Origin of the sequence: Methylobacterium variabile (assembly GCF_001043975.1) — a bacterium.
Lineage (GTDB): Bacteria > Pseudomonadota > Alphaproteobacteria > Rhizobiales > Beijerinckiaceae > Methylobacterium > Methylobacterium variabile.
Genome location: NZ_LABY01000132.1, coordinates 23,382 through 35,507, shown reverse-complemented (window position 1 = coordinate 35,507; position 12,126 = coordinate 23,382). Strand labels below are relative to the sequence as shown.

The following is a 12,126-nucleotide window of genomic DNA, read 5'->3' as shown; positions in this document are numbered from 1 at the left end:
GCGGCGGGCGGATGCCTAAACCGGCGGCAATCAACCCGGCCACCGCGCCTGCGCCGGGGCCGGTCACAACAGGGAGAGCGCCATGAGCCAGCGGGTCATCGAGGTCAGCCAGGATGCGCGCGCCCGTGCCCACATCGACGAGGCCAAGTATCAGGCCTGGTACGAGGCCTCGATCCGCGATCCCGAGGCGTTCTGGCGCGAGCACGGCAAGCGCATCGACTGGTTCACGCCCTACACGAAGGTGAAGGAGACGACGTTCGGCCCGGGCGACGTCTCGATCAAGTGGTTCTCCGACGGCGTCACCAACGCCGCCTACAACTGCATCGACCGGCACCTCGCCACCCGCGGCGACCAGGTGGCCATCATCTGGGAGGGCGACGACCCGTCGGAGTCGCGCCACATCACCTACCGCGAGTTGCACGCGCAGGTGTGCCGGATGGCCAACGTCCTGCGCAACCGCGGCGTCTCCAAGGGCGACCGGGTGACGATCTACCTGCCGATGATCCCCGAGGCCGCCTACGCGATGCTGGCCTGCGCCCGGCTCGGGGCGATCCACTCGGTGGTGTTCGGCGGCTTCTCGCCGGACTCGCTCGCCGGCCGCATCCAGGGCTGCGACTCGAAGCTGATCATCACCGCGGACGAGGGCCTGCGCGGCGGCCGCAAGGTGCCGCTGAAGGCCAATGTCGACGCGGCGATCCAGCGACTTCCCGCCGACAGCGTCGACCACGTCATCGTGGTGCGCCGCACCGGCGGCGCCGTCGAGATGGACCCCGTGCGCGACGTCTACTACGACGCCGCCGCCCGCGAGGTCACCGACGAGTGCCCGGTCGCCCATGTCGACGCCGAGCACCCGCTGTTCCTGCTCTACACCTCGGGCTCGACCGGCCAGCCGAAGGGCGTGGTCCACACCACCGGCGGCTACCTCGTCTACGCGGCGATGACGCACCAGTACGTCTTCGACTACCACGACGGCGACATCTACTGGTGCACCGCCGATGTCGGCTGGGTCACCGGCCACTCCTATATCCTGTACGGGCCGCTGGCGAACGGCGCCACGACCCTGATGTTCGAGGGCATCCCGACCTACCCGTCGATCTCCCGGTTCTGGGAGGTGGTCGACAAGCACAAGGTCAACATCTTCTACACCGCACCGACCGCCATCCGCTCGCTGATGGGCGCCGGCGAGGTGCCGGTGAAGACGACCTCGCGGGCGTCGCTGCGGGTGCTCGGCTCGGTCGGCGAGCCGATCAACCCGGAGGCCTGGGAATGGTACTACCGGGTCGTCGGCGACGAGCGCTGCCCGATCGTCGACACCTGGTGGCAGACCGAGACCGGCGGCATCCTGATCACGCCCCTCCCCGGCGCCACGAAGCTCAAGCCCGGCTCGGCGACGCGGCCGTTCTTCGGCGTCAAGCCGGTGGTGGTCGACGGCGACAACGTGGTCCAGGAGGGCGCCTGCGAGGGCAACCTCTGCATCGACGATTCCTGGCCGGGCCAGATGCGCACGGTGTGGGGCGACCACGAGCGCTTCGTCCAGACCTACTTCTCGACCTTCCCGGGCCGCTACTTCTCGGGCGACGGCTGCCGGCGCGATTCGGATGGCTACTACTGGATCACCGGCCGGGTCGACGACGTCATCAACGTCTCGGGCCACCGGATGGGCACGGCGGAGGTCGAATCCTCGCTGGTCGCGCACCCGAAGGTCTCGGAGGCCGCGGTGGTGGGCTACCCCCACGACATCAAGGGGCAGGGCATCTACGCCTACGTCACCCTGATGCAGGGCGAGGAGCCCTCCGACGTCCTGCGCAAGGAGCTCGTCGCCTGGGTGCGCAAGGATATCGGGCCGATCGCCTCGCCCGACCTGATCCAGTTCGCCCCCGGCCTGCCCAAGACCCGCTCGGGGAAAATCATGCGCCGCATCCTGCGCAAGATCGCCGAGGACGAGTTCTCCTCGCTCGGCGACACCTCGACGCTGGCCGAGCCGGCGGTGGTCGAGGACCTGATCGAGAACCGGCAGAACCGCACCAAGTGACCGTCATGCCGGGGCCCACGAACGGGCCCCGGCTCTTCATCCCGGCTCCGACCGCCGCGCTTCTCAGACCTTCGTCGCATTAAGAGCATTCTCAGTCTCTTTGCGCTGGCATTTGCCCGAATTTCAGGTCATCTGCATTTTTGCGCCGCAGCAAACGCAGTCGGCGCAAGCTCAGCCTGGCGAGAACAGGCGCGACACAGCGATCAAAGCATCGGCCTCACTGCCTCGTGCCCTCGACGGCGCGCGGCGGAGCCGTGGCCGGTCACAGAAGCGAAACATAGGGAGGCCCGCCGATGGCAGAGGCAAACACCGCACGGGTTCTGGCGAGCCCGAAGTTCCGCGAGCTGGTGAGTGAACGCACCCGCTTCGGCTGGATCCTGTCCGGCGCGATGCTGGCGATCTATCTCGTCTTCATCCTGCTCGTCGCCTTTGCGCACGGCCTGATGGCGACGAAGATCGGTGGCGGCGTGACCTCGCTCGGCATCGTGCTCGGCCTCGTCGTCATTGTCTCGGCCTTCGTGCTCACCGGGATCTACGTCGCCCGGGCCAACGGCCGCTTCGACGACCTGACCCGCGACCTCAACCGGGAGCTCGGCCGATGAGCGCGCGCCGCATCGCCATCGTGGCAGCCCTCACCGTCGTCGGGGCCGGCGCGGCGCTGGCCGCCGGGCCGGATCTCGGCGCGGTCCAGAAGCAGGCGACCAACTGGACCGCCGTCGCCATGTTCCTGCTCTTCGTGCTCGCCACGCTGGGCATCACCTACAAGGCCGCCGCGGGCTCGAAGTCGGCGTCGGACTTCTACGCCGCCGGCGGCGGCATCTCGGCCGGCCAGAACGCGCTCGCCATCGCGGGCGACTACATGTCGGCGGCCTCGTTCCTCGGCATCTCAGGGCTCGTGTTCTCGTCGGGCTTCGACGGGCTGATCTACTCGATCGGCTTCCTGGTCGGCTGGCCGATCGTGCTCTTCCTGATCGCCGAGCGCCTCCGCAACCTCGGCAAGTTCACCTTCGCCGACGTCGCGAGCTTCCGGCTCGACCAGACCCGGATCCGCATCCTGTCGGCGACCGGCACGCTCGTCGTGGTGGCGTTCTACCTGATCGCCCAGATGGTCGGCGCCGGCAAGCTGATCCAGCTGCTGTTCGGCCTCGACTACCTCTACGCCGTCATCGCGGTCGGCCTCCTGATGATCGTCTACGTCGCCTTCGGCGGCATGAAGGCGACGACCTGGGTGCAGATCATCAAGGCCTGCCTGCTGCTCGCCGGCGCCTCGTTCATGGCGCTCGCCGTGCTGTGGCGCTACGGCTTCAACCCGGAGGCCCTGTTCGCCGCCGCCGTCGCCGAGCACCCCAAGCACGAGGCGATCATGGCGCCGGGCGGCCTCGTTGCCGATCCGATCTCGGCGATCTCCCTCGGCATCGGCCTGATGTTCGGCACCGCCGGACTGCCCCATATCCTGATGCGGTTCTTCACCGTCTCGGACGCGCAGGCCGCCCGCAAGTCGGTGTTCTACGCCACCGGCCTGATCGCCTACTTCTACATCCTGACCTTCATCATCGGCTTCGGCGCCATCACCTTCCTGATGGGCGATCCGAGCTACTTCACGGCCGGGGCGAACGGTGCCTACGACCGGATCACCGGGCTCCTCGGCGGCAGCAACATGGCGGCGGTGCACCTCGCCAACGCCACCGGCGGCTCGCTCTTCCTCGGCTTCATCTCGGCGGTGGCCTTCGCGACGATCCTCGCGGTGGTGGCGGGCCTGACGCTCGCCGGCGCCTCCGCCGTGAGCCACGACCTCTACGCCCAGGTCTTCGCCCGCGGGCGCACCACCGAAGCCAGCGAGGTGCGACTGTCGAAGATCTCGGCCGTCGTGATCGGCATCGTGGCGATCTATCTCGGCTACGTGTTCGAGAACCAGAACGTCGCCTTCATGGTCGGCCTCGCCTTCGCGGTGGCGGCGAGCTGCAACTTCCCGGTGCTCGCGATGTCGATCCTGTGGAAGGGCACCACGACGCTGGGCGCCCTGGTCGGCGGCCTCGTCGGGCTCGTCAGCGCGGTGGTGATGGTGGTGCTGTCGAAGGCCGTGTGGGTCACCACCTTCGGCCACCCGGCCGCGCTCTTCCCCTACGACAACCCGGCCCTGTTCTCGATGCCGCTCGCCTTCCTCGGCATCTGGGCGGTGTCGACGATCGACAACAGCGCCCGGGCGCGGCGCGAGCGGGCGGCCTTCGAGGCGCAGTACGTGCGCTCGGAGACCGGCATCGGGGCGGCGGGCGCGCACGCGCATTGATGGTGACGGCGGCGGCGGCCCCCAGGCCGCCGCCATGGTCTAGGAAAAACACGTCTTGCGAGACATGACGTAGGGATCCATCCTCGGCTGGTCGGAAGGGTCAAGGGCCATGGATCGCGAGAGGGACACCCTTATTTCAGAAGTCGGCGTATTCGGTCGGCGCGGCCTAGCATCGTGGTCCTGACCGGCCTCGCGGAGCGCTACATCCGCTTCGCCGACGATGAAGCGAGGGACCGCTCGGCGCTCTACGAGTCTTTGGCCCGGGGCGTCGCGGGCGACGCGCAGATCCTCGACATGCTGTCGGCGCTCACGCCGAACAAGCAGCAGCCCAACCTGCTCTTCGCCGCCGTCGACTCCGTTGCAGGCACGTCCGGGGATTTCGGAGACTTCCGACGCCGGCTACTCGAGAACGCCCCGGCTGTCCGATCGCTGATGCTGTCGCGATCGACGCAGACCAACGAGCCGGCGCGCTGGCCTCGCTCTGCCGGGAGGCGCCCGCGGACGCGACGCTGGTCGTGTTCCGCTCCGCCGTGCTGGCCTACGTGCCGGACCACGCGGCGCCGTGGGCCTTCGCGGACGAGGTGACGTCGCTGTGCCCGTACTGGATCTGCAACGAAGCCCCGCGCGTGATGCCCGACCTGTCGGGCGGCGTGGCTGAGCCGGGCGGCGGCCGCTTCCCCCTGTCGGTCAACCGGAAGCCCGTCGCCTGGACCGATCCGCACGGCGCCTCCATCACGTGGATCGCCGCGGAGGATGTCGTCCCGTAGAGCGGGAGATGGGCACGCCCCTCAATGCCCTCCCGGCTCCGCGTGCCTCCGCCGGATCCGCCGCACCGTCCACCACACCCCCACTCCCACCAAGGGCACCGCCAGCGCCGTCCCGACCGTCGCATCGACCGGCACGCCGGCATGGTGGACGCCCTCCAGCACGTGGTGGACGAGGCTCGCGACGTAGTAGGTGATCGCCGCGACCGAGAGGCCCTCGACGGTCTGCTGCAGGCGCAGTTGCAGCCGGACCCGGTCGTTCATCGCCTGGAGCTGGGCCTGGTTCTGGCGCTCGAGCTCGATGTCGACCCGGGTGCGCAGCATCTGCGCGGCGCGGGCGAGGCGGCGGGAGAGCAGGTCCTGGCGATCGGCGGTCACCAGGCAGGTGCGGATCGCCGGATTGTAGCGCCGGGCGAGGAACATCGACCAGCTGGTCTGGCCGGGCAGCGCGTGCTCGCCCGCCGCCGAGAGGCGCAGGCGCACCAGCTCGTCGTAGGCCCGGGTCGCGCCGAAGCGGAACATCGTGCGGGACGCCCCGGCCTCGAGCTCGGCAGCGAGCGCGATCAGGCGGTCGAGGAGGGCGTGGTTCTCGGAAAAGCCCTCGCTCGTGCGCATCGCCTCCATCAGGGCGGGCAGCTCGGTCTCGATCCGCCGGATCGTCGGCCCGAGGCTCTGTGCCTCGGGCAGGCCGAGGAGCGCCAGGGTGCGGTAGGTCTCGATCTCGAGCAGGCGCTGCACCAGGGCGCCGGCGCCGAGCCGGCTCAGGCGCCGGTCGGCGACCACGACGCGGACGTAGCCGTGCGGATCGGACTGGAAGTCGGTGGCGATCACCGCCGCCCCGCCCTCGGCCTCCGCCATCGCCAGGGAGGCGGCGTTGAAGGTCGAGACGATCTCCGGCGGCAGCCCGCCCTCCACTGCCGGCAGGAGGTGGAGGTCGACGGCGACGAGGAGCGGACCGGGCTGGGCCACCTCCCCCATCGCGCCCTCGAGGGCATCGGGCTGGGGCTGGAACGCCTGGGCCAGGGCGTCGCCGTACTCCCAGGTGTAGGTGGTGAACTCGCTGTGGCTCTCCCAGCGCAGGACGGCGCCGGAGAAGACCACCCGGTGCTGCTTGGCCCCCGGCGCCGGGCCCGGATGGCCGAGGCCGGTGCAGTAGGCCTCGAGCGCGTCGCGGTCGGCCGCCGCGGCGTCGCCGTCGGTCAGGAAGGCGTAGTGCAGGAAGCGGCGGGGCGTCTTGACCGGGGTGAAGGGCCGGGCGTGGACCTCTGCCAGCACCCGCGCCCGCAGGGGGTGTTCAGTCAGCCTCATGGGATCTCCCGCCGCGTACCGATCCCCGCGATGGGGAAGCGCTACGCTTGGCGCAGGATCACGACCCCCGTCAACGGCGGGCGGAGCGAGCGGGCGGCTCGCCGCATCAGCATCCGGGAACCGGCCGAAAGCACGGGGCGACGAAAAATGTCGTCTTCCGCAGCGTCTCTTTCGTAATCTTTCCTGCCTTACCCTGATGTCCGGCGGCGACCGGGATCGGGCATCGGGCGGGGGTCCGGCCCGGCGCGCCGACCTCCGGCTTCGTGCGACCGCGCGGCCCGGCCTCAGGGCTGTCGTGGCGGCGCGACGGCCGGGAGATCGCGAGACCGACCATGGCCCTGGATGTTTCGACCTTGCTGTTTGCCGGCGTTACGGCGCGCTGCTGCTACGTTCTCGTCTTCCTCGTCTCGGGATTGCGTCCGCGGGCGGAGTCTTGCCTGCTTCACTGGGGCGCCAGCGTCGCCTGCTCGATCGGCGGCACGCTGATCCACTACGGCGACGGAGGCGGCCCGGCCCTGCCGCCCCTGACCGGCGCCCTCGCGCATGGGCTCTTCGGCAGCAGCATCGTGCTGTGCTGGACCGGGATGCGGCGCTTCCACGGGCGTCAGGTCGATGGGCTGGGCACGATCCTCGCCGCCCTGCTGCCCAGCCTCGCCTACGTGGCACCCGCCTGGTTCGGATTCGGCCCGGACCTCGGCCTGGCCGCCGTCTTCGCCATCCTGGCCGTCATGATCGTTGCCACCGTGCGGGAGATCCTGCGGAGCGGCAGCGGGGGAGCGGAGTGGTCCCGCTACGTCGCGGCCGGCGGCCTGACCGTCTACCTGATGGCGTTCGTGGCCTCGATCATCCTCCTGGTCGCCGACCGGGAGGTCGTCAGCGACGGCCGCAACGCGTGCATCTCCCTGCTCATCGATCAGGCCTGCAGCGTGCTGATCTACGTCGGGTTCCTCGCGATGGCGGGCGAGCGGTCCAACGCCCGCCTGTCGCAGCTCGCGACCACCGATCCGCTGACCGGGCTGGCGAACCGCCGCGGCGTGACGCGGGCGGTGAGCCAGGCGATGACGCGGACCAGCCCGCGGCGGATGGCCGTCGTCCTCGCCGACATCGATCACTTCAAGGCGATCAACGACGATCACGGCCACGAGGCCGGGGATCTCGTGCTGGCGGAATTCGCCGCACGCATGCGGCGCGCCACCGGCGGCGACCTGCTGGCGCGGTGGGGCGGCGAGGAATTCCTCGCCGTGCTGCCGGAAGAGGCGGCCGAAGCCGAGGCCGAGCAGATCCGGGCGGCGACCGAGGCGGAGCCGTTCCGGGTCGGCGCGGGCGGCCTGCGCGTCACGGTGAGCATCGGGGTGGCGACGAGCGCGGACGGCTTCGAGGCCGCGCTCCGCCGGGCCGACGCGGCGCTCTACGCCGCCAAGCGCGGCGGGCGCAACCGCGTCGTGTGCGCCGCGCCCGAGCCGGGCCCGGCGCCCCGCGCCTCCCGCAGCGCCGGGGCCGGCCAGCTCGTCAGTGCCGGAAGTGGCGGTGGCCGGTGAGCACCATGGCGAGGCCGGCCTCGTCGGCGGCGCGGATCACCTCGTCGTCGCGCATCGAGCCGCCCGGCTGGATCACCGCGGTCGCGCCCGCCTCGGCCGCGGCGAGCAGGCCGTCGGCGAAGGGGAAGAACGCGTCGGAGGCCACCACCGCGCCGCGGGCGAGGCTCTCGGGGAGGCCGGCCGCCTTGGCGGCCTCGGCGGCCTTCCAGGCGGCGATGCGGGACGAGTCGACCCGCGACATCTGCCCGGCGCCGATGCCGACCGTGGCGCCGTCCTTGGCATAGACGATGGCGTTCGACTTCACGTGCTTGGCGACCCGGAAGGCGAAGCGCAGGTCGGCGAGCTCGGCTTCGGTCGGTGCGCGCTTGGTCACGACCTTGAGCGGCATGTCGTCCACGACGGCGTTGTCGCGGTCCTGCACCAGGAAGCCGCCCGCCACCGTGCGCCAGGCCTCGCCGGGGGCGCGGGGATCGGCGAGCCCGCCGGCGGTGAGCAGGCGCAGGTTCTTCTTGCTGGCTACGATCGCGACCGCCTCCTCGGTGGCGTCGGGCGCGATGATCACCTCGGTGAAGATCTCGACGATCTTGCGCGCCGCCTCGGCGTCGAGGATGCGGTTGAGCGCGACGATGCCGCCGAAGGCCGAGACCGGGTCGCAGCGAAGCGCCCGCTCGTAGGCCTCGCGCAGGCTCGCCCCTTCCGCGACGCCGCAGGGGTTGGCGTGCTTGACGATCACCACCGCGGCGGAGCGGGCGGGATCGAACTCGCTCACCGCCTCGTAGGCCGCGTCCGTGTCGTTCAGGTTGTTGTAGGACAGCTCCTTGCCCTGGAGCTGGCGGGCGGTCGCGACGCCGGGCCGGGGCTTGCCGGCGGTGCGGTAGAACGCGGCCCTCATGTGCGGGTTCTCGCCGTAGCGCAGACCCTGGGCGAGCGTGCCTCCGAGTGCCTGGAAGGTCGGGGCCCGGAAGGCCTGGCCCTCGGGCGCCGCGATCTCGCCGGCGAGCCAGGTCGCGATCGCGGCGTCGTAGGAGGCGGTGCGGGCGAAGGCCTTCTGGGCCAGGCGCCGGCGGGTCGCGAGGGCGATGGCGCCGTCATGGGCGTCGAGGTCGGCGAGCACCGTGGCGTAGTCCGCCACGTCGACCACCACCGCGACGTCCTCGTGGTTCTTGGCCGCGGCGCGGATCATCGCCGGGCCGCCGATGTCGATGTTCTCGATGCACTCGGCCGGGGGCTTGCCGGCCGCCAGCGTCGCCTCGAAGGGATAGAGGTTGACGACCAGGAGGTCGATCGCCGCGATGCCGTGGGCCAGCATGGCGGCCTGGTGCTCGGGATTGTCGCGGATGGCCAGCAGCCCGCCATGGACCCCCGGATGCAGGGTCTTGACCCGGCCGTCCATCATCTCGGGAAAGCCCGTGAGGTCGGAGACCTCGGTGACCGGCAGGCCCGCGTCGCTCAGCGCCCGGTGGGTGCCGCCGGTGGAGACCAGGGTCACGCCGCGGGCGGCGAGCGCACGGGCGAACTCCACCAGCCCGGTCTTGTCGGAGACGGAGAGGAGCGCGCGGGACACGCGGGAGAGGTCGCTCGCCATGATGATCGTCGGGTCTCGTCTGGGAGGCGCGGCCCGGGCAAAACCCGAGCCGGCGCAGGATCTTCGCTCGCGCCTAGCAGAAACCGCGGGACGAGGCCAGATGTTGCGGTGCGAGAGGAGAGCGGCCGGATCCCGCCTTCCGGCGCGGCATCCTCCGTGGAGGAGAGCGCGGGTCGCGCGTCTGGTGGATAGGCTCCGAGGGGGAGACTTGCTATGAGGGAGCCGGCCGCGCTCCACCCCGGAAGCGGCCTGTCGCGCCACGGGAGGCGGTGATTTTCTCCGACAGTCCCTGGGGAACGGGCCTCGGCCTGTTCGCCATCGTGTTCCTGGTCTTCGCGAACGGGTTCTTCGTCGCGGCCGAATTTGCCCTCGTGGCGGTGCGGCGCAGCCGGGTCCAGGAGCTCGTGGCCGAGAAGCGGCCCAATGCGGGCGCCCTGCAGCGCGCGGTCGACCACCTCGACGCCCACTTGGCGGCGACGCAGCTCGGCATCACCATCTCGTCCCTGGCGCTCGGCTGGGTCGGCGAGCCGGCGCTCGCCCACCTGATCGAGCCGGCCCTGTTCTGGCTGCCGCAGGGAGTCAGCAATTTCGGCGCCCACGCCATCGCGGTGGTGCTGTCCTTCGTGGTCATCACCTCCCTGCACATCGTGCTCGGCGAGCTGGCGCCCAAGAGCCTGGCGCTCCAGCGCAGCGAGCGTACCGCGCTCGCCATCGTGCGGCCTCTGCGGCTGTTCCTGCTCGTCTTCCGTCCCGCCATCTCGTTCCTCAACGGGCTCGGCAACGGCGTGCTGCGGCTGTGCGGCCTGCAGCCCGGCTCCGGCGAGGGCGCCCTGCACTCCACCGCCGAGCTCTCGCTGCTGGTCGCGGCGAGCCAGGAGGCCGGCCTGATCCAGGAGGCGCAGCAGGAGGCGGTGCAGCGCATCTTCGGCATCGGCGAGCGCCGGGTGCGGGACATCATGACCCCGCGCCACGAGGTCGACTGGATCGACGTCGAGGATCCGCGCGAGGCGGTGCTCGAGACGATCCGGGCCTGCCGCCACGAGCAGCTGGTGGCGAGCCGGGGCGAGATCCACGAGATCGTCGGCGTACTGCGCAAGCAGGACGTGCTCAACCAGCTCCTCGACGGGGCGCCGATCAACCTCGACCCGATCATCCGCGAGCCGATCGTCGTCCACGAGGGCATGCCGATCCTGCGGGTGCTCGAGACCTTCAAGGCCAAGCCCGTGCGGATGGCGATCGTCGTCGACGAGTACGGCAGCCTCGAGGGCATCGTCACCCAGACCGACCTCCTCGAGGCGATCGCCGGCGACATCCCGGAGACCGACGACGACGAGCCGATGGTGGTGGAGCGGCAGGACGGCTCGCTGCTCATCGACGGGATGATGCCGGCGGTGGACGCCTTCGAGCGCCTCGGCCTCACCGAGCGGCCGGACACCGACGACTTCTCGACGCTGGCGGGCTTCGTGATCTTCCAGCTCGGCCGCATCCCCACCGCCGGCGACGGCTTCGAGCGGGGCGGCTGGCGCTTCGAGGTGGTCGACATGGACGGGCGCCGGGTCGACAAGATCTTGGCCGAGCGGGTCGAGGCGTGACGGCCATGCCGGGGCTCCACCGCCCCTGAGGTCGATCCGGGGCCCCCCCGGGGAAGCACGCTTGCAAAGGCTCGGCCGCTGGCTACGTATCCGATTGCCGAAATATCCCGGATCCCGCACCAACCGGCACGGGACCCGATGACAGCGACGGAGATTCGACAGCCATGACTTCGACGACGCAGAACGTCCTGCTGGCCGCCCTGCTGGCCGCCCCCTTCGCCCTGCCCGTCGCGGCCGAGGCCCAGCCGAAGGCCGACCGGACCATCGCCGCCGTCGACACCGACTCGGACGGCACCATCGATCTGGCCGAGACGAAGGCGGCCGCCGCGGCCGTGTTCGACAAGCTCGAGAAGGACGCCGACAACACTCTCGACGCGAAGGAGCTGAAGGGCCGCCTCAGCCGGCAGGAGCTGAAGAAGGCCGATCCGGACAACGACGGCACGCTGACCAAGGACGAGTACCTCGCCGTGGTCGAGGCCCGCTTCAAGGCCGCCGATCCGGACAACGACGGCACCATCGACGCCAAGGAGATGCGCTCGCCGGCTGGCAAGGCCCTGGCGAAGCTGCTGAAGTAATCGGCGCGCCGCGGGGCAGCCCCGGTCCGGGACCGCCCCGCCGGGCGGTCAGTCGCAGCGCTCGCTGTGGACCGTCTTGCTGTCGCCGAACTCGTTCGTCTTCTTGACGGTCTTGGTCTCGCAGCCGCCGACCGAGCCGGTCGACTCGACCGAGCGCTTCTCGATCACGGTGTTGCGCTCGACGGGCGCGGAATCGCGCCGGATCACGGTCACGTCCTCGGCGAGGGCCGGGACGGCGACGAGCGCGGCGAAGGTCGCGAGGGTGGCGAGGCGGAGGGACATGGCAGGCTCCCGTCTTGGGCCCCGGCTGGGGCGTTGAAGCGTGCTGCAAACGCCACCGTCAAGCCGGTGGTTCCAGACCCGCCGGACCCCGCCGGCGCCTCGCGGGCCGCGCCCGAGATCCGGGCGTCCCGCTCCGGCCGGTGCCCTCAAAACGGCGCGAATC

The 12,126-nt window shown here is 70.8% G+C and carries 11 protein-coding genes; 8 read left to right on the top strand and 3 right to left on the bottom strand.

The genetic code is table 11. The annotated features are described in order from the left end of the window. The first annotated feature begins 82 nt into the window (after nucleotides 1-82). The 5 genes from acs (at nucleotide 83) to VQ02_RS39290 (ending at nucleotide 5,086) form a co-directional block, all read left to right on the top strand. Nucleotides 83-2,032 (top strand): acetate--CoA ligase, encoded by a 1,950-nt coding sequence (acs, locus tag VQ02_RS18825; protein ID WP_048445741.1) that lies wholly within the window; start codon nucleotides 83-85, stop codon nucleotides 2,030-2,032. A gap of 293 nt (nucleotides 2,033-2,325) precedes the next feature. Beyond that, complete coding sequence (locus VQ02_RS18820) at nucleotides 2,326-2,634, top strand: DUF485 domain-containing protein (RefSeq protein ID WP_048445740.1); 309 nt, start codon at nucleotides 2,326-2,328, stop codon at nucleotides 2,632-2,634. Further along, nucleotides 2,631-4,319 (top strand): cation acetate symporter, encoded by a 1,689-nt coding sequence (locus VQ02_RS18815; RefSeq protein WP_048445739.1) that lies wholly within the window; start codon nucleotides 2,631-2,633, stop codon nucleotides 4,317-4,319. The genes VQ02_RS18820 and VQ02_RS18815 overlap by 4 nt, the downstream gene beginning before the upstream one ends. A 174-nt stretch (nucleotides 4,320-4,493) precedes the next feature. Further along, nucleotides 4,494-4,904: a DUF2332 family protein gene (locus VQ02_RS35815; RefSeq protein ID WP_245239780.1), complete on the top strand. Its 411-nt coding sequence runs from the start codon at nucleotides 4,494-4,496 to the stop codon at nucleotides 4,902-4,904. Further along, nucleotides 4,835-5,086 (top strand): hypothetical protein, encoded by a 252-nt coding sequence (locus VQ02_RS39290; protein WP_048445738.1) that lies wholly within the window; start codon nucleotides 4,835-4,837, stop codon nucleotides 5,084-5,086. Before VQ02_RS35815 ends, VQ02_RS39290 begins: the two co-directional genes overlap by 70 nt. A 21-nt stretch (nucleotides 5,087-5,107) precedes the next feature. Here the strand turns inward: VQ02_RS39290 and VQ02_RS18805 are convergent, their stop codons facing one another. Continuing rightward, nucleotides 5,108-6,391 (bottom strand): DUF3422 family protein, encoded by a 1,284-nt coding sequence (locus tag VQ02_RS18805; protein WP_048445737.1) that lies wholly within the window; start codon nucleotides 6,389-6,391, stop codon nucleotides 5,108-5,110. A gap of 332 nt (nucleotides 6,392-6,723) precedes the next feature. On the opposite strand from VQ02_RS18805, the gene VQ02_RS18800 reads away from it, so the two are divergent. After that, the gene (locus VQ02_RS18800; RefSeq protein ID WP_048445736.1) at nucleotides 6,724-7,929 is read left to right on the top strand and encodes a GGDEF domain-containing protein; all 1,206 of its coding nucleotides are present in this window, start codon (nucleotides 6,724-6,726) and stop codon (nucleotides 7,927-7,929) included. Here the strand turns inward: VQ02_RS18800 and purH are convergent. Next, nucleotides 7,901-9,514, bottom strand: coding sequence for a bifunctional phosphoribosylaminoimidazolecarboxamide formyltransferase/IMP cyclohydrolase (gene purH, locus VQ02_RS18795; protein ID WP_048445735.1), 1,614 nt, complete (start codon nucleotides 9,512-9,514; stop codon nucleotides 7,901-7,903). The two genes, VQ02_RS18800 and purH, sit on opposite strands and share 29 nt — an antisense overlap. A 269-nt stretch (nucleotides 9,515-9,783) precedes the next feature. On the opposite strand from purH, the gene VQ02_RS18790 reads away from it, so the two are divergent. Together VQ02_RS18790 and lanM are read left to right on the top strand one after the other, a co-directional pair. After that, complete coding sequence (locus tag VQ02_RS18790) at nucleotides 9,784-11,106, top strand: hemolysin family protein (RefSeq protein ID WP_048445734.1); 1,323 nt, start codon at nucleotides 9,784-9,786, stop codon at nucleotides 11,104-11,106. 164 nt (nucleotides 11,107-11,270) lie between these two features. Continuing rightward, entirely contained in the window at nucleotides 11,271-11,681 is a 411-nt protein-coding gene (lanM, locus tag VQ02_RS18785) for a lanmodulin LanM (protein ID WP_048445733.1), read from the top strand. Between the two features lie 48 nt (nucleotides 11,682-11,729). Here lanM and VQ02_RS18780 read toward each other — a convergent pair whose 3' ends face one another. Next, entirely contained in the window at nucleotides 11,730-11,963 is a 234-nt protein-coding gene (locus VQ02_RS18780) for a hypothetical protein (protein ID WP_048445732.1), read from the bottom strand. Between the last annotated feature and the right edge of the window lie 163 nt (nucleotides 11,964-12,126).